Below are 16,967 nucleotides of genomic sequence, written 5' to 3' on the forward strand. Positions count from 1 at the left end.
GCCACCCCGCTCAGCGGCGCCCGGACCCGGGCTTCCTCGGCGGGGGCGGCGGCTCGTCCGGCGGGGGAGGGGGCCCGTCCTGCCCGCCCCGCGGTCCGCCCCGGCCCCCCGGGGGCGGCGGCGGGGTGAAGGGCCTGGCGACCGTCGGGGCGCCGTACACGTCCCCCGGCGGACGTCCCCCCGGCGGACGTCCCCCTGGCGGCGGCGGTCCCGCCGGCTGCGGACCCGGGGCCCGGGGCGCGGGCGTGCGGGGAGTGCCGGGCGGCTGTGAGCCGGGGGATCGGGACCCGCCGGGCGGCGCACCGCGCGGCCGGGCTCCGGACGGACCGCCCCCGGGCTCCCGCAGCTCCTCGGGCAGCCGCAGGTACGGGTTCGTGTCGGGGTTGGCCGGCCGGAACGGCGCTCCCGGGTTGTACGGCCCGGTGTCGTCCGCCGCCCCGGCGGTGTGCCACGCGGGTGCGCCCGTGTCACCCAGTGCCTGCGGGGCGGCACGCCTGCCGGCGGCTCCGGTCGCGCGGGCGAGCAGCGCGCCCGCCGCCCCGGCGACCGCTCCCCACAGGGCGCCGAGCAGCAGCGCCGTCGCCGGCCTCCCGTGCAGCTCGATGCCCGCGTCGAACGCGTCGATGCCGAGGACGGACAGCGACGCGTCCACCGACACCCCGGTCAGCCCGACGAGCAACGGCAGCGCGAGCGCGGTCACGACCGCGAGCCGCAGCGCGCAGTGCCCCGCGAAAGGGAGGACGCCCGAAGCGTGTGCGTACGGGGTGCGCACCGCGGTCAGGACGCCCGCGCAGAGCATCATCAGCGCCGCCGCGACGCCCAGCAGCCAGACCCGGCCGTCCAGTTCGGCCAGCCGCGCCAGTGTCACGGCCTGGTCGGTGGAGCCGCTCAGCAGATCGTCGAGGGGGTCGGGCAGCACCCCGACCAGCTCGCCGGTGGCCCTTCCGTCCCACGGCACGAGGAGGCCGATCGGGATGCCGAGCCACACGCCGTTGGGCGCCCCCAGCAGGGCCGCACCCGCGATCCGCTTCGGATTGTCGTCGCCGACCGCCGCGTACGCCGCCGCCGCGAACCCCGCGAGGACCGCCACCAGCACCACGGCGACCAGCGCGGACACCGCCGGGCGCACCACCCGGTGCACGACCGTCAGGGCGCGCGGCAGCGGTGTGCGGCGCGAGGCCAGCAGCGCGATCAGCAGGACGCCGAGCACCCAGCCGAGCCCGCCCAGGAGCGTCGGTACGGTGTCGACGGTGAAGCCCACCCGGGCGTTGGCGTCCGCGAGGTCCCCGAGCCGGTCCGGCAGCAAACCGCCGATGTCACCGAGGCCGGGCACCTCCACGTCGTCTGGCAGTCCGCCGCCGGGCAGCCGGTCGAGTCCCAGCGACCCCCCGTCGATCGTGATGACGTCGTGCCCCGCCCAGGCCAGACCGCCCAGCATCGCCACGAAGAGGGCCACCACGGAGCCCGCGCGGGCGAGGAGTTCGGCCGGAGTGACGAAGGCTCCCGCCGCCCGCAGCGAGCGCAGGAAGAACCAGGACAGCAGCAGCGCGCCCACCAGGCTCACCCCGAGGGGCGTGATCTGCAGCGCGGTCTCGGCCTGCGCGCCCTCCAGTCCGAAGGCCGACACATCGCCGGACGGGGTCACCGAACCGCCCGCGCCCAGGGCCACGACGGCCGCGGTCAGCGTGCCGAGCGAGCCCGCCGCGTCCGCCCCGAGCAGATGGAGCCCCAGCGCGGCCACCCCGGCCATGCCCGTCAACGCCCAGCTCACCGAGGCGATCGCGGACAGCAGCACGTCACCCCACGGCACGCGCCCGTCCTGTCCCACGGCCCTGTCGCTCATCGTCAGCCCCCCGACTCCGCGCCGCGACGCATCCGTCGCGGTGTCCCCCTCGCGTGGGATTACCACTCTCCGGGCCGGTTTCAACCCCGTCAACGGAAACGGACAAGACGCCCGTAGGCAGTCTTCACAAGGCCCGACTTTCGGTCGGGGGGCTCCTACTGAAATAGTTCCCCACGATGTTCGACATCCCTAGACTCCCTGCGACAGGGGCAACTCGGGGGACAACTCAGTGGGGCATGGAGTGCCGGAACTCGTACTGGAATTGAATGGACGGACCTGGACGCTCGATGCGGCCAGGCACTACACCCTGGGACGTGATCCGCAGGGAGACATCGTGCTCGACGACGCCAGGGTCTCCTGGCGCCACGCCACGATCAGCTGGAGCGGCCGCAGTTGGGTCATCGAGGACCACGGCAGCACCAACGGCACGTTCCTGCAGGGGCAGCGGATCCACCAGGTGGAGATCGGCCCCGGCTCGGCCGTGCACCTCGGCAACGCGACCGACGGCCCGCGGCTCAGCATGACGGGCAGTGCCGCCGGCGCGCCGCAGGCGCAGCAGCCGTACGCCGCGCAGGGCGCGTCGGCCGGCTGGGCCCAGCAGTCGCCGCAGCAGCACGCGCCGGAGCAGCACGGCCGGCAGCAGCCGCAGCAGGCCGCGCACATCCCGCCGCAGCAGGGATCCGGTGGCTCCGCGGGGGCGCCGCCGGTCTACGGGGACCGCAGCCCGACCACGTTCCACCAGTTCTCCCTCGGCCGCGTCATGCGCATCGGCCGTGCCCTGGAGAACGAGCTGGTCGTCTCCGACCTGCAGGTCTCGCGCCACCACGCGGAGTTCCACGCGACGCCCGACGGCCGCTTCGAGATCCGTGACCTCGGCTCGCACAACGGCACGTACGTCAACGGCCAGCCGATCAGCAAGGGCGGCTCCGCGCTGCTCGGCCCGAACGACATCGTGGGTGTCGGACACTCGACGTTCCGGCTGGTGGGCGACCGCCTGGAGGAGTTCGTCGACACCGGCGAGGTCTCCTTCTCGGCCCGCCACCTGACGGTGACGGTCGACGGCGGCAAGCAGATCCTGAAGGACGTCTCGTTCGGCGTCCCGGAGAAGTCGCTGATCGCGGTGATCGGCCCGTCCGGTTCCGGCAAGTCGACGCTCCTGAAGGCGCTCACGGGGTACCGCCCGGCCGACCAGGGCGACGTGCTCTACGACAACCGCAACCTGTACAAGCAGTTCGCCGAACTGCGTCAGCGCATCGGTCTGGTCCCGCAGGACGACATCCTGCACAAGGAGCTGACCGTCAAGAAGGCCCTCAAGTACGCGGCCAAGCTGCGCTTCCCGGCGGACACCACCGAGTCGGAGCGGTCGGCCCGCATAGACGAGGTGCTGCGCGAGCTGAAGCTGGACATCCACAAGGAGAAGCGGGTCACCTCGCTCTCCGGCGGCCAGCGCAAGCGCGTGTCGGTGGCCCTCGAACTGCTCACCAAGCCGTCGCTGATCTTCCTGGACGAGCCGACCTCCGGCCTCGACCCGGGCATGGACCGCGACGTCATGCAGTTGCTGCGCGGTCTCGCCGACGACGGCCGCACGGTCCTGGTCGTGACGCACTCGGTGGCCGAGCTGGCCATCTGCGACAAGCTCCTGGTCATGGCGCCCGGCGGTGCGGTGGCCTACTTCGGCCCGCCCGAGGAAGCGCTGAACTTCTTCGGCTACGACACCTGGGCCGATGTCTTCTCGGCCTTCGAGAACTACCGCGACTACGACTGGGCGGGCCGCTGGAAGGGCTCTCAGCACTACCAGATGTACGCCGCGGACATCGACGCCGTGGCCGCGCAGTCCGTACACATGCCCCCGCCGCAGGCGATGCGGCCGCCGAAGCCGCAGGGCTGGATGTCCCAGTTCGGCACGCTGGTGCGCCGCTACGTGTCGGTGATCGCCTCGGACAAGGGCTTCCTCGCCCTGTCGGTGATCCTGCCGGTCGTGCTCGGCTCGGTGAGCCTGCTCATCGACTCCGGCAACAGCCTGCTGCCCAACCCGGTCAATCCCAAGACCGGCCGGATCGTCCCGAACGGCACGGCCACCACCGTCCTGCTGATCCTTGCGGTCGGCGCCTGCTTCGCGGGTGCGGCGAACTCGGTCCGTGAGCTGATCAAGGAACGGGTCATCTACGAGCGGGAGCGCGCGACGGGTCTGTCGCGCTCGGCCTACCTGATGTCCAAGGTCGCCGTACTCGGCGTGATCACCCTGCTGCAGGGCGCCCTGGTCGGTGCCATCGGCTTCGGCAGCCGCGAGGTCCCGGCAGAGGGCCTGATCCTCAAGAGCCTGCCCAAGCTGGAGCTGACCCTGCCGATCATGGCTCTCGGCTTCGTGTCGATGATGTTCGGGCTGATCATCTCCTCGCTGGTGAAGACCGCGGAGAGGACCATGCCGTTCCTGGTCATGTTCGCGATCATCCAGGTCGTCTTCACCGGCTGCCTGGTGATCCTGAACGGCACGGTGGGCGTCAACCAGGTCTCGTACCTGATGCCGGCCCGCTGGGCGGTCGCCGCGTCGGGCACCACGCTGGACCTGAACGCGATCTTCCCGAACCAGGACGATCCGACGAGCACGGACCCGCTGTGGGAGCACACGGCCGGGGCCTGGACCATGGACATGATCGCCCTGGTCGCCCTCGGCGTGGTCTGCGGCTTCTTCGTGGCCCGCTTCCTGCGCCGCCACGAGCCCGAGGTCATGCGCAAGTAGGACCTGACCGCACCGCACGCCGAAGGGCGGCACCCCGCCGGGTGCCGCCCTTCGGCGTTACGCGTCCAGAGGTCCGCGCGAAGCCTCAGTACGCGCTGTCGACGTTGTCGATCGAGCCGTACCGGTCGGCGGCGTAGTTGGCCGCGGCCGTGATGTTGGCGACCGGGTTGTACTGGCTGTGCACCGTGCCGGCGACGTGGTACGCGTCGAAGGTCGGCTTGATGACCTGCAGCAGGCCTATCGAGGGGACGCCGTTGATCGCGTTGATGTCCCAGTCGTTGATGGCGTTCGGGTTGCCGGAGGACTCCCGCATGATGTTGCGGTGCAGGCCCTCGTACGAACCCGGGATGTTGTGCTTCTTCATGATGTCGAGGGACTGGCGGATCCAGCCGTCGAGGTTGTTCGTGTAGGTCTTCGCGGCGACCGGCTTGACGGCGGCGCGGGCGGCGGAGCGGCTCGCTGCCTGCTTCGCCTTGCGCGCGGCCTCCGCCTTCTTCGCGACGTCCGCTGCCTTCTTCTTGGCGACGGCGTCGGCGGCTGCCTTCTTCGCGGCGGCCGCGTCGGCGGCCTTCTTCTTCGCGGCGGCGGCCTGGGCGGTGGCGAGCTGCTTGCTGAGGCCGGTCGTCGCGGTCTCGAGCTGGGTGGAGGTGTGGGCGACCGGGGCGACGGCGACCGGAGTGGCGGCCGCGTCGGCGCTCGCCGTGGTGGTCCCACCCGGAACGAGGGTGAACGCGAGGGCCGCGGCACCGAGGGTGGCGACACCGGCGAGGGAGAACTTGTGGGTCTTGGTCAGCGCGGGACTATGACCAGGAGTGATGATCTGCTTGGGCATGGCTGAGGGACCTCTTCGAATAGCGCGGAGGTCGCTCTCGTCCCGGCGGGGACAAAGGTGATTCCGGGACAAACGCCGCGGTCTGTGACCCACGGCGCCGAGCGACGAGAGCCATTCTTAGCGACCGCAAAATGCCCTGGCAAAGGTGTGACCTACGAAGCCGGATAGTGGATGCGGTAGGGGCAAATCGGGGCAGACTGGCACGTCTTCCCCGCTCATGATGCTCCCTTTGTCTCCTAAGTCCGTTCGTACGTGATGTGGGCCCTATGCCCGGGCTCACACGCGCCCCCGCCCCGTCTCACCGGCAGTTGCTGGAGCAATGCTCTGTGTGAGGGTTCTCGGCCGGCAGCAGGAGGTGCACGTCGCCGAACTCGTGCCACAGGTAGCGCCCCCGCAGCGCCGCCTCGTACCCGCGGTCGATCGCGGCCCGCCCGGCGACCGCCTCCAGCATCAGCAGATGGGAGGCCTCCGGCTCGTGCAGCCCCGTGAGCAGCCCGTCGACCACCCGCACCCCCCGCTCCGGGGTGACCACCAGGTCCGTCCAGCCCCGTGCGGCCCGCACCGTGCCGTCGGGCCCGGCCGCCGACTCCACCGCGCGCACGGCCGTCGTCCCGACCGCCACGACCCGCCCGCCCCCGGCCCTCGCCGCGTTGATGAGCCGCGCCGAGGCCCGCGGCACCGCGTAGCGCTCCGGGTACGGGGGCTCGTGGACCTCGGCCGAGGCCACCCCCGTGTGCAGCGTGACCGGCGCGAACTGCACACCGCGGCTCACCAGCCGGGTCACCAGCCCGGAGGTGAAGGGCCGCGACGCGCTCGGCATCTCCGCGCTGCCCGCCCCGTCGCGGGACGGCAGCGAGAACACCGTCTGGTACGCCTCCAGCGGCTGGTCCCGCTCCGTGTAGGAGTAGCGGATCGGCCTCCCGTGCCGCCGCAGCAGCTCCAGGACCTCCCCGTCCGGCACGCGTCCCCACCACAGGCGCGTCCCGCGCGCCGACACCGGCTCGTCGAGGACCAGGCGCACGTTCCCGGGCAGCCGCACCTCCGTCCCCGCGGGCCCGCCCGCCCGCGCGCGCGTGGTGCCGCTGCCGTCGGGGTCCCGCAGCTCCACCGACCACCGCCCGTCGTCGCCCCGGGTGGAGAAGTGCACCACCACGCGCGCGTGCCCCACCCTTCCGTCCACCGCGGCCGCCAGCGTCGCCGAGGTGTTCACGACCAGCAGGTCCCCGGCACGCAGCAGCCCCGGGAGGTCCGCGAACGCGTGGTGCGAGACCCGGGTGCCGCGGGACACGAGCAGCCGCACAGCGTCCCGGCCCAGCCCCGGCCCCCGCTGCTCGGCCGGCACCCGCGCCGACAGCTCCTCGGGCACCCGCACGGCGATCGTCATCGCTGCTCCAGCAGCGCCGGCGCGGCGAGGCGCCCGCTCGGGGGGCGCTCGTCGAGCAGCCGCAGGAATGCGGGCACCACCGAGGCCGGGTCCGGGCGGGCGTCGCCGTCGTCCGGCACCGCCGCCGCGTACAGGTCCGTCCCCATGTCGCCCGGGTCGACCGCCCAGACCCGCAGCCCCGGCTCCTCCACCCCGAGCACCGCGACCAGCCGGTCCAGAGCCGCCTTCGAGGCCCCGTACCCGCCCCATGTCCCGTACGCCTCGACGGCCGCGTCCGAACTGACGCCGATCACCGCGCCCTCCTGCGACGCCCGCAACAGCGGCAGCGCCTCCTGGACCAGCCCCAGAGCCGCGACCACATTGACCTCCAGGGCCCGGCGCAGCCCGTCCAGGGCCAGCGCGTCGAGACGTACGAGCGGTTCGGCGCCCAGCGCGCTCGCGTTGCTCACCAGCAGATCGAGGCCGCCCAGGGCCCGCGCCGCGGCCACCAGGCCCGCGCGGTGCCCCGCGTCCGTGACATCACCGGGAACCGCCTCCACCCGTGTCCCGTGCCGGGACAGCTCCTCCGCCGCCGCCCGCAGGGCGTCCGGCGTCCTGGCGTCGAGCACCAGGTCCCAGCCGCGCTCCGCCAGAGCCCCGGCGAACGCGCCCCCCAGCCCCTTCGAAGCCCCCGTGATGATCGCCACCGGCATGACATCCGTCCCCTCGTCGCAAGACCGCCGCTCCGGACGGATGCCCTCAACCTAGGAAGCCGGCTGACCGCCGCGCCTCGTGCGCCGGCCGCATTGCGCCGGGGCCCTTCGGCCTAGGTCCACCGGCCCGTACCGGGCCCGCCACAAGTCGGATACGCGCTGTCACACCCCGCCGGTACCGTGAGGGAATGAGTCAAGGACCCCGGTCGGGCCTGTCCGCGGTGAGTGCCGCGCTGCTCGCGATGAGCAGGCACCTGGAGGTGCGCGACGTCCTCAAGACGATCGTCGCCTCGGCCCGCGAGCTGCTCGACGCCGAGTACGCGGCCCTCGGGGTCCCCGACGACCACGGCGGCTTCGCCCAGTTCGTCGTCGACGGCGTCGACGACGCCCAGTGGAAGGCCATCGGGCCGCTGCCCCGCCAGCACGGCATCCTCGCCGCGATGCTCAAGGAGGCCCGCCCCGAGCGTCTCGCCGACGTCCGCGCGGACCCGCGTTTCGAGGGCTGGCCGGCGGCTCACCCCGACATGTCCGACTTCCTCGGCCTGCCGATCCGCGACGGTGACGAGGTCATCGGCGCCCTGTTCCTCGCCAACAAGAAGTGCCCGAAGCCGGACGGCGGCTGCGGATTCACCGAGGACGACGAGGAACTGCTGACGATCCTCGCCCAGCACGCGGCCATCGCCCTCACGAACGCCCGCCTGTACGAGCGCAGCCGCGAACTCACGATCGCCGAGGAGCGCTCGCGGCTCGCGCACGAACTGCACGACGCCGTCAGCCAGAAGCTCTTCTCGCTGCGCCTGACCGCCCAGGCCGCCGCCGCCCTGGTCGACCGCGACCCGGACCGTGCGAAGGGCGAGCTCCAGCAGGTGGCCGCCCTGGCGGCCGAGGCGGCCGACGAACTGCGCGCCGCGGTCGTCGAACTGCGGCCCGCGGCCCTCGACGAGGACGGGCTGGTCGCCACCCTGCGCACCCAGATACAGGTTCTCGACCGGGCCCACTCCGCGCGCGTGACCTTCGACGGCCGCGGTGCGCGCGCACTGCCCGCCGCCCAGGAGGAGGCGGTGCTGCGGGTCGCCCAGGAGGCCCTGCACAACGCGCTGCGGCACTCCGGGGCCGCCCGTGTCGACGTCACCCTGGAGCGACGGGGCCCCGGAGCCGTCCTGCGGGTCACCGACGACGGCGGCGGCTTCGAGCCCCGGGCGACCCGCCGGGCCGGACGGCATCTCGGCCTCGTCTCCATGCGGGACCGGACGAGTGGCGTCGGAGGCACACTCACGGTGGAATCGGCGCTTGGAGAGGGCACGACGATCGAGATGGAGGTCCCTGGTGGCTGACGCAATCAAGGTGCTGCTCGTCGACGACCACCAGGTCGTCCGCCGCGGCCTGCGCACGTTCCTGGAGGTGCAGGACGACATCGAGGTCGTGGGGGAGGCCGCCGACGGCGCCGAGGGCGTCGACCGGGCGGAGGAGCTGAAGCCCGACGTCGTGCTCATGGACGTCAAGATGCCCGGCATGGACGGCGTGGAGGCCCTGCGCAGACTGCGCCAGCTGGCCAACCCCGCGCGCGTGCTGATCGTCACGAGCTTCACGGAGCAGCGCACGGTGGTCCCGGCCCTGCGCGCGGGCGCGGCCGGATACGTGTACAAGGACGTGGACCCCGAGGCCCTCGCGGGCGCCATCCGCTCTGTGCACGCGGGGCACATCCTGCTCCAGCCCGAGGTGGCCGGCGCGCTGCTGTCCCAGGAGGAGACGACGTACGGACAGGGCAGGGGCGGATCGCTCACCGAGCGCGAGCGCGAGGTGCTCGGCCTGATCGCGGACGGCCGCTCCAACCGCGAGATCGCCCGCGCCCTCGTCCTCTCCGAGAAGACCGTCAAGACCCACGTCTCGAACATCCTGATGAAGCTCGACCTCTCCGACCGCACCCAGGCCGCGCTGTGGGCGGTGCGGCACGGGGCGGCCGGCTGACCCGGCCGCCGGCCCGGGGCGGCATGCGGACGGTTCCGTTCCGGGATGAGATTCATACCGTCGTGGGAATGTCACCCGGACGGCGCATCCTTCCGGGGGGTCCGGCGTTCTCCAGTGCGAGCTGCGGCGCTCCTGCCGCAGTGGTTCGCGAGGAGAGGGCTCAGAAGTGAAGAACCTGAAGAAGGCCGCAGCCATCACGATGATGGCCGGTGGCCTCGTTGCCGCCGGTGCCGGTTTCGCCTCCGCGACCGACGGTGCGCACGCCTCCGGCCAGGCCGTGGGCTCGCCGGGTGTCGCCTCGGGCAACCTCGTCCAGGTCCCCGTCCACGTCCCGGTGAACGCGGTCGGCAACACGGTGAACGTGATCGGCGCCCTGAACCCGGCCTTCGGCAACCTCGGCCTCAACCGCTGACACCCGCCGGACGGTGACCACCGACCCCCGGGCCCGCCCGGGGGTCGGTCCGGTTGTCGTCCCGTCGGACCATTGATCCGAACGGGCAGAAGGCGCTCGCCCCCCGTGCCGTCCCGAGCCGGGTGGCGTTGCTCAGCGTACGGCCCGCGGCTGGGTCGGACACGCAATCGCAGGAGGAGTACTTCCCATGAACATCGCCAAGAAGGCCGCCCTGGCCGTCACCGTCGCCGGTCTCGCCGCGGGTGCCTCCGCCGGTGCGGCGATCGCCGACTCGTCGGCCGACGGAGCCGCCGTGAAGTCCCCCGGCGTCGGCTCCGGCAACGTGGCCCAGCTCCCGGTCCACGTCCCCGTGAACGTCGTCGGCAACAGCGTGAACATCATCGGCGCCCTGAACCCGGCGTTCGGCAACGTGGGCGTGAACGACTGACACGCCACCCGGCACACAAGGGGCCCCGCGGACCGCACCGGTCCGCGGGGCCCCTTCGTGTCCGTCGCACTCCGGGCGCGCAACGCCGGCCGCACCCGCACCCGCCCGCGGCCCGCGCGCGCGGAGCGCGCCCCGGACGGCGGCGCTCAGCGCGTCCCGCGCTCCCGCTCCTCCACGAACGCGTTGTACGCGGCCACCTGCGCCCGCCGCGCCGTCCGCTCGACCGGACGCAGCGCCTCGGTGCGCGCGGCCATCTCCGACGCGCTCACCGCACCGCCGTGCCCGTTCTCGAACGCGACGGAGATGAGCAGCCCGACCCGCTGGGCGAGCTCCAGCACCCGCACCGCCCGCGGCGGATACCCGGGGGCCAGCAGCTCGCGCCCCCGCTCCGCCCGCGCCCGGTACGCGTCCACGGCCGCCTCGGCCACCGGACCCGAGCCCGCCAGGTCGAGCCGGGACAGCACCGCGGTCGCGTCGCGCAGCGCCTCCGCCAACTCCCGCTCCGCCTCCCCGAGGGAGGGCACGTCGGCCGGCGGCGCCTCACGTACGGCCAGACAGTGCCAGACGACCTCCACGTGCGTGTCGCCCGCCGGCCCTGCCTCGAAGACCTCGGGCACCAGCCCCAGGGCGGCCCCGTGGCAGACCACCGCCTCCTCGGCCTCCAGGGCGCGGGCATTGAACTCGGGCGGGCCGCTCAGCCCGAGCGGATGTCCGGGGGCGGGCAGCGCGACCCGCAGACCGCCGACCCCGAGCGCGCGCAGCCGGCCGAGCGCGAGCGTGAGCCCCACGGGCCCCGACTCGCCCGGCAGCCCCTCGACCCGGTGCACGGCGTCCTCGCCGACGATGGCGACGACCGCGTCGTCCGGTGACGCAAAACCGGCCAAAAGGGCATTTCCCCATGCGGCCAGCTGTCCTGAGCGTGGTTCCGAAAGCATGGCCCCCACCCTAAGGACCGGCCGATGGATTGGACGGGTCGGCCGGTGGCGTAGGTTTTCCCTGGGGGCTGCGTCCACAGACGTCAGCGACGGCCGAGACTGCAATGGGAGACAGCGCGCTCATGAGCGATGTTCTGGAGCTTGAGGACGTATCAGTGGTCCGAGAGGGCCGGGCACTGGTGGACCAGGTCTCCTGGTCGGTCAAGGAGGGCGAGCGCTGGGTCATCCTCGGGCCGAACGGTGCCGGCAAGACGACCCTCCTGAACCTCGCCTCCAGCTACCTCTACCCCAGCCAGGGCACCGCCACGATCCTCGGCGAGACCCTCGGCAAGGTCGACGTCTTCGAGCTGCGCCCGCGCATCGGCGTGGCCGGCATCGCCATGGCCGAGAAGCTCCCCAAGCGGCAGACCGTCCTGCAGACCGTGCTGACCGCGGCCTACGGCATGACGGCCGGCTGGCACGAGGACTACGAGGACGTCGACGAGCAGCGCGCCCGCGCCTTCCTCGACCGCCTCGGCATGACCGACTACGTCGACCGCAGGTTCGGCACCCTCTCCGAGGGGGAGCGCAAGCGCACCCTGATCGCCCGCGCCCTGATGACCGACCCCGAACTGCTTCTCCTCGACGAGCCCGCCGCGGGCCTCGACCTCGGCGGCCGCGAGGACCTCGTACGCCGCCTCGGCCGCCTCGCACGCGACCCGATCGCCCCCTCCATGATCATGGTGACGCACCACGTCGAGGAGATCGCGCCCGGCTTCACCCACGTCCTGATGATCCGGCAGGGCAAGGTGCTCGCCGCCGGCCCGCTGGAACTCGAACTCACCTCCCGCAACCTGTCGTTGTGCTTCGGCCTCCCGCTCGTCGTGGAGCAGGTCGGCGACCGCTGGACCGCCCAGGGACTGCCGCTGTCCTGAAGTCCGGCCCACCTGCCCCAAGTTGATCGGCGCCCTGTCCCCGACCAGGCCCGCGGACCTACCATGACGACGTGGACGACATCGACGCATGGGTGTGGTGGCTGGTCGGCGCGGTCGGGCTCGGTATCCCGCTCGTCGTCACCGCGATGCCGGAGTTGGGAATGCTCGCCGTCGGCGCTGTCGCGGGCGCCGGTACCGCGGGCCTCGGAGGCAACCTCGTCCTCCAGGTCGTGGTCTTCGCCGTCGTCTCGGTGGCACTCATCGCGGTCGTACGCCCCGTCGCCGCCCGGCATCGGACCCAGCGCCCCCAACTCGCCACGGGAATCGAGGCGCTGAAGGGCAGGCAGGCCGTGGTCCTGGAGCGGGTCGACGGCACCGGCGGCCGGATCAAGCTCGCCGGAGAGGTCTGGTCGGCCAGATCCCTCGACACCGGTCGCGCCTACGAGGAGGGCGAGCAGGTCGACGTCGTGGAGATCGAGGGAGCCACCGCGATCGTCATGTGACCTCCCCGCGGCGTCCAGTGAACGGAACGGCCCACGTGGCGAGTTGTGGTCTGACACACTCGTCGAACAAGATCTTCGACAATCAGCAGGATCTTCCGGAACGCCGAGGCGGAGAAGGGTACGGGGAGCCACGATGGGACCGGTCGTCATCGTCCTGATCATTCTGGTGGTGTTGGTCTTCATCGCGCTGATCAAGACCATCCAAGTCATCCCACAGGCCAGCGCGGCCATCGTCGAGCGGTTCGGCCGCTACACGCGGACACTCAACGCGGGCCTCAACATCGTCGTCCCGTTCATAGACTCGATCCGCAACCGCATCGACCTCCGCGAACAGGTCGTCCCGTTCCCGCCCCAGCCGGTGATCACCCAGGACAACCTTGTCGTGAACATCGACACGGTCATCTACTACCAGGTCACCGACGCCCGGGCCGCGACCTACGAGGTCGCCAGCTACATCCAGGCCATCGAGCAGCTGACGGTCACCACGCTCCGCAACATCATCGGCGGCATGGACCTGGAGCGGACCCTGACCTCGCGCGAGGAGATCAACGCGGCCCTGCGCGGCGTCCTCGACGAGGCCACCGGCAAGTGGGGCATCCGCGTCAACCGCGTCGAACTGAAGGCGATCGAGCCGCCCACCTCCATCCAGGACTCGATGGAGAAGCAGATGCGCGCCGACCGCGACAAGCGCGCCGCGATCCTCACCGCGGAAGGCATCCGCCAGTCGCAGATCCTCACCGCGGAGGGCGAGAAGCAGTCCGCGATCCTGCGCGCCGAGGGCGAGGCCAGGGCCGCCGCGCTGCGCGCCGAGGGCGAGGCCCAGGCCGTCCGTACCGTCTTCGAGGCCATCCACGCGGGAGACCCGGACCAGAAGCTCCTCTCGTACCAGTACCTCCAGATGCTCCCGAAGATCGCCGAGGGCGACGCCAACAAGCTCTGGATCGTCCCCAGCGAGATCGGCGACGCGCTCAAGGGCCTCTCCGGCGCCTTCGGGAACTTCGGAGGCATCGGCGGCGGACAGCAGCCCGGCCCGCCGGCCGGCGCCGAACGCCGCGAGAAGCCGTCGATCACCGACTGACACAGGGGTGAGGGGCGGAACTCCCGCGGGAGTTCCGCCCCTCACCCCTGTGTCACGGGAAGCCGCGCACCGCTCACGCGGCGGGCTGCGCGAGCCACTCGGGCAGCGCGTCGAGGTCGTCCTGCCCCAGGGCCAGCAGCATCGCGTCGGCCGGCGTCGGCTCGAACGGCTGCCGCAGCAGCGGCATCTGCGCCTGCTCGGGCGTACGGGCCGCCTTGCGGTGGTTGTCCTCCGCGCACGACGCCACGGTGTTCAGCCACGAGTCCCGGCCGCCCTGCGCCCTCGGCACCACGTGGTCCACGGTCGTCGCCCGCCGCCCGCAGTACGCGCACCTGTGCCGGTCACGGACCAGGACACCACGCCTCGACCACGGAGCTTGTCTTCGGAACGGCACCCTCACGTACCTGCAGAGCCTGATCACCCGGGGCGCCGGTATGTCGAGAGCCGCTCCGCGCATGCGCAGTTCGGGGTGGGCCTGCTCGACAACGGCCTTGTCCTGCAGCACCAGAACGACGGCCCGGTTCAACGTCACCGTCGACAACGGCTCGAAGCTCGCATTCAGCACCAGCGTGTCACGCATCCCGCCCACCTCCCGTACGCACCGGCCCACCCCCTCGCGGGCGGGCTTGGATCAACTCTGGCCGGGCACGCCGAGATGGACAACGCAATAAAAAAGTGCCCGCCCCTGATCAATTCCAAGACCAGGGGCGGGCAAACGTTCGGTGAACGCTCAGCTGTCCGCGGGAGCGGCGTACTCGGCGACGACCTGGGCCCTCGCCAGCGTGTGGAAACGGAGGTTGAAGCCCACGACGGCCGGCGACGCGTCCGCGTCGGGGCCGAGCTTCTCCTGATCCACCGCGTACACCGTGAACACGTACCGGTGCGCCGGGTCACCGGGAGGCGGCGCCGCACCGCCGAAGTCCCGGGACCCGTAGTCGTTGCGCACCTGGACGGCGCCGTCGGGCAGACCCTCGAACTTCCCCGTGCCCGCGCCCGTCGGCAGCGCGGTCACCGACGCCGGGAGGTCGAACAGGACCCAGTGCCAGAACCCGCTCCCCGTGGGGGCGTCAGGGTCGAAGCACGTCACGGCGAAGCTCTTCGTCCCCGGCGGGAAACCCTCCCAGCTGAGCTGCGGAGAGGTGTTCCCCGCCGCGTGGACCTGAGCGTCCTTCAGCGTCCCGCCCGCCTCGACGTCCTCACTCGTGACCGCGAACGACGGCACGGCGGGGTGGAAGTCGTGGGGAAGCGGCGGCCTCTTGGGCTCGGTCACCTCGGCACCTCCTGATCGGTTCCTACTGACGGGAGACTCTCGTCCCCGAGCCTAGAACCAGTTGCGCCGGCTGCCGACCTCGGACAGCCACTGGTTGAGGTACGCCGCCCAGTCGGTCCCGTGGAAGTCGTTCAGCCCCACCTTGAAGGAGCGGAACGAGTCGCTGCCCTCGCCGAACAGACCCGGCTTCTTGTCCATCTCCAGGACGACGTCCATCTCACGGTCGTCCGCGACGAAGCTGAGCTCGACCTGGTTGAGACCGCGGTACTGCTGCGGCGGGAAGAACTCGATCTCCTGGTAGAACGGCAGCTTCTGCCGAGTGCCCCGGATGTGCCCCCGCTCCAGGTCCGCGTTCTTGAAGCGGAAGCCGAGCTGGATGAACGCGTCCAGCAGCGCCTGCTGCGCCGGCAGCGGGTGCACGCTGATCGGGTCCAGGTCGCCGGAGTCCAGGGCGCGCGCGATCTCCAGCTCGGTGGTCACACCGATGTTCATCCCGCGCAGGGGCTGGCCGTCGATCGTCGTGATCGGCGTCTCCCACGGGATCTCCAGCCCGAAGGGCACCGCGTGCACCGCGTTCGCCTCCAGCTCGAAGGCCCCGCCGAGCCGCAGCTTGGTGAACGAGACGTCCTGCTTGTACTCCTGGTCCTGGCCCTCGACCTCGACCCGGGCCTGCAGACCCACCGACAGGCCCTCGATGGCCTGGTTGACGGACCCGCCCTGGATCCGCACCTCACCCTGGACGACGCCTCCGGGAACGACATTGACCTCGGTCAGTACCGTCTCGACCGAAGCCCCACCGGCCCCCAGGCTCGCAAGCAGCCGCTTGAACCCCATGTCTTTTCCTCCTCGGGCATCGCCCGTTGTTCCGTCCGGATCCTTGATCCATACAACGCAATCCGGCCGTGACCGGTTCCACGCCGCCCTCACCCTGGCAAGGAGAGGGCCCCGTGACCACCCCGCCGACAGTCGTACCTCTGCACTACGCTCGGACGGCATGATCGCGGCCACCGACCGTACGCCCCTCACCCGGGCGTTCTTCGACCGACCCGTACTGGAGGTCGCCCCCGACCTCCTGGGGCGGACCCTCGTACGCGCCACGCCCGACGGTCCGATCGAACTGCGCCTCACGGAGGTCGAGGCGTACGACGGCCCGAACGATCCCGGCTCCCACGCCTATCGCGGTCGCACGGCCCGCAACGGCGTGATGTTCGGTCCGCCCGGACATGTGTACGTCTACTTCACCTACGGCATGTGGCACTGCATGAACCTGGTGTGCGGTCCGGGCGGCAGACCGAGCGGAGTCCTGCTCCGCGCGGGCGAGGTCACCGTGGGCACCGAGCTGGCCCGCAAACGTCGACTTTCGGCCCGCCATGACCGAGAACTCGCCAAAGGCCCGGCGCGCCTGGCGACGGCGCTGGACGTCGACCGCTCCCTCGACGGCACGGACGCCTGCGGTCCCGAGGGGAGCCCGATCACCGTCCTCGGCGGCACCCCCGTCCCCTCCGGGCAGGTCAGCACCGGTCCGCGCACCGGCGTGGCCGGCGACGGGGCAGCGCACCCGTGGCGCTTCTGGATCTCGAACGACCCGACTGTCAGCCCGTATCGGGCCCACACCCCCCGCAGGCGCTCAACTTGACTCGCCCCTGGGCGATCCGTAATGTGGCCCGAGCCGCTGAACCGGGTACGACGTTCAGTCAGCAGTCGGAAGCGGCCAACCCACTACCTACGACTTCCTCTCAGCGAGGGTGAATTCGACGTGCCCGCACGTCCGCATTCAAAGTCGCGCAGCTCGATTATGAGTTGCCAGGGGAATCGGCTAGCGTAGTGAATGTCGAAAGGCCGCAAGGCCAATAGGCAAATCCCAACCGACTGGGAATCAGGCCCGAAAGGATCTGGTAGAGTCCGAACCGCCGGAAAGGGAAACGCGAAAGCGGAAACCTGGAAAGCACCGAGGAAATCGGAACCGGAA

The 16,967-nt window shown here is 71.7% G+C and carries 17 protein-coding genes; 9 read left to right on the forward strand and 8 right to left on the reverse strand.

Annotation, left to right across the window (positions count from 1 at the left end; genetic code table 11):
- Window positions 1-10: 10 nt before the first annotated feature.
- Complete coding sequence (locus IE265_RS24050) at window positions 11-1,843, reverse strand: streptophobe family protein (RefSeq protein WP_190037735.1); 1,833 nt, start codon at window positions 1,841-1,843, stop codon at window positions 11-13.
- 241 nt (window positions 1,844-2,084) lie between these two features.
- Between IE265_RS24050 and IE265_RS24055 the strand changes: the two genes are divergently transcribed.
- Entirely contained in the window at window positions 2,085-4,583 is a 2,499-nt protein-coding gene (locus tag IE265_RS24055; RefSeq protein ID WP_190037763.1) for an ABC transporter ATP-binding protein/permease, read from the forward strand.
- Window positions 4,584-4,668: 85 nt separating this feature from the next.
- Here IE265_RS24055 and IE265_RS24060 read toward each other — a convergent pair whose 3' ends face one another.
- From IE265_RS24060 to IE265_RS24070, 3 genes are all read right to left on the reverse strand, one after another.
- Window positions 4,669-5,415, reverse strand: a complete 747-nt coding sequence (locus IE265_RS24060) for a transglycosylase SLT domain-containing protein (protein WP_190037736.1) — start codon at window positions 5,413-5,415, stop codon at window positions 4,669-4,671.
- A gap of 298 nt (window positions 5,416-5,713) precedes the next feature.
- The gene (locus IE265_RS24065; protein WP_190037737.1) at window positions 5,714-6,799 is read right to left on the reverse strand and encodes an S-adenosylmethionine:tRNA ribosyltransferase-isomerase; all 1,086 of its coding nucleotides are present in this window, start codon (window positions 6,797-6,799) and stop codon (window positions 5,714-5,716) included.
- The gene (locus tag IE265_RS24070) at window positions 6,796-7,491 is read right to left on the reverse strand and encodes an SDR family NAD(P)-dependent oxidoreductase (RefSeq protein WP_190037738.1); all 696 of its coding nucleotides are present in this window, start codon (window positions 7,489-7,491) and stop codon (window positions 6,796-6,798) included. Before IE265_RS24070 ends, IE265_RS24065 begins: the two co-directional genes overlap by 4 nt.
- Window positions 7,492-7,679: 188 nt before the next feature.
- Between IE265_RS24070 and IE265_RS24075 the strand changes: the two genes are divergently transcribed.
- The 4 genes from IE265_RS24075 to IE265_RS24090 all read left to right on the forward strand — a co-directional run bounded on the left by IE265_RS24075 (window position 7,680) and on the right by IE265_RS24090 (window position 10,298).
- Window positions 7,680-8,825 (forward strand): GAF domain-containing sensor histidine kinase, encoded by a 1,146-nt coding sequence (locus IE265_RS24075; RefSeq protein WP_190037739.1) that lies wholly within the window; start codon window positions 7,680-7,682, stop codon window positions 8,823-8,825.
- The gene (locus IE265_RS24080) at window positions 8,818-9,459 is read left to right on the forward strand and encodes a response regulator (RefSeq protein WP_190037740.1); all 642 of its coding nucleotides are present in this window, start codon (window positions 8,818-8,820) and stop codon (window positions 9,457-9,459) included. Before IE265_RS24075 ends, IE265_RS24080 begins: the two co-directional genes overlap by 8 nt.
- A 166-nt stretch (window positions 9,460-9,625) precedes the next feature.
- Window positions 9,626-9,871, forward strand: a complete 246-nt coding sequence (locus IE265_RS24085; RefSeq protein WP_190037741.1) for a chaplin — start codon at window positions 9,626-9,628, stop codon at window positions 9,869-9,871.
- Between the two features lie 187 nt (window positions 9,872-10,058).
- Window positions 10,059-10,298 carry a chaplin gene (locus IE265_RS24090; RefSeq protein ID WP_190037742.1) on the forward strand — a complete coding sequence of 80 codons (240 nt, stop codon included), beginning with the start codon at window positions 10,059-10,061 and terminating at the stop codon, window positions 10,296-10,298.
- A gap of 146 nt (window positions 10,299-10,444) precedes the next feature.
- Here IE265_RS24090 and IE265_RS24095 read toward each other — a convergent pair whose 3' ends face one another.
- A complete protein-coding gene (locus tag IE265_RS24095; protein ID WP_190037743.1) occupies window positions 10,445-11,233 on the reverse strand; it encodes an Rv1486c family protein in 789 nt (262 codons plus the stop codon).
- A gap of 122 nt (window positions 11,234-11,355) precedes the next feature.
- Between IE265_RS24095 and IE265_RS24100 the strand changes: the two genes are divergently transcribed.
- From IE265_RS24100 to IE265_RS24110, 3 genes are all read left to right on the forward strand, one after another.
- Window positions 11,356-12,147, forward strand: coding sequence for an ABC transporter ATP-binding protein (locus tag IE265_RS24100; RefSeq protein ID WP_190037744.1), 792 nt, complete (start codon window positions 11,356-11,358; stop codon window positions 12,145-12,147).
- Between the two features lie 71 nt (window positions 12,148-12,218).
- Window positions 12,219-12,650: an NfeD family protein gene (locus IE265_RS24105; RefSeq protein ID WP_190037745.1), complete on the forward strand. Its 432-nt coding sequence runs from the start codon at window positions 12,219-12,221 to the stop codon at window positions 12,648-12,650.
- Window positions 12,651-12,783: 133 nt separating this feature from the next.
- Window positions 12,784-13,728 carry an SPFH domain-containing protein gene (locus IE265_RS24110; RefSeq protein WP_190037746.1) on the forward strand — a complete coding sequence of 315 codons (945 nt, stop codon included), beginning with the start codon at window positions 12,784-12,786 and terminating at the stop codon, window positions 13,726-13,728.
- Window positions 13,729-13,801: 73 nt separating this feature from the next.
- Here the strand turns inward: IE265_RS24110 and IE265_RS24115 are convergent, their stop codons facing one another.
- From IE265_RS24115 to IE265_RS24125, 3 genes are all read right to left on the reverse strand, one after another.
- The gene (locus IE265_RS24115; protein ID WP_190037747.1) at window positions 13,802-14,308 is read right to left on the reverse strand and encodes an HNH endonuclease; all 507 of its coding nucleotides are present in this window, start codon (window positions 14,306-14,308) and stop codon (window positions 13,802-13,804) included.
- Between the two features lie 150 nt (window positions 14,309-14,458).
- Window positions 14,459-14,998 carry a YbhB/YbcL family Raf kinase inhibitor-like protein gene (locus IE265_RS24120; RefSeq protein WP_190037748.1) on the reverse strand — a complete coding sequence of 180 codons (540 nt, stop codon included), beginning with the start codon at window positions 14,996-14,998 and terminating at the stop codon, window positions 14,459-14,461.
- Between the two features lie 51 nt (window positions 14,999-15,049).
- Window positions 15,050-15,832 (reverse strand): sporulation protein, encoded by a 783-nt coding sequence (locus tag IE265_RS24125; RefSeq protein WP_190037749.1) that lies wholly within the window; start codon window positions 15,830-15,832, stop codon window positions 15,050-15,052.
- A gap of 160 nt (window positions 15,833-15,992) precedes the next feature.
- Between IE265_RS24125 and IE265_RS24130 the strand changes: the two genes are divergently transcribed.
- Window positions 15,993-16,634, forward strand: coding sequence for a DNA-3-methyladenine glycosylase (locus IE265_RS24130; RefSeq protein WP_190037750.1), 642 nt, complete (start codon window positions 15,993-15,995; stop codon window positions 16,632-16,634).
- Window positions 16,635-16,967 lie beyond the last annotated feature (333 nt).

The organism is Streptomyces fructofermentans, assembly GCF_014651055.1.
Classification (GTDB): Bacteria; Actinomycetota; Actinomycetes; order Streptomycetales; family Streptomycetaceae; genus Streptomyces; species Streptomyces fructofermentans.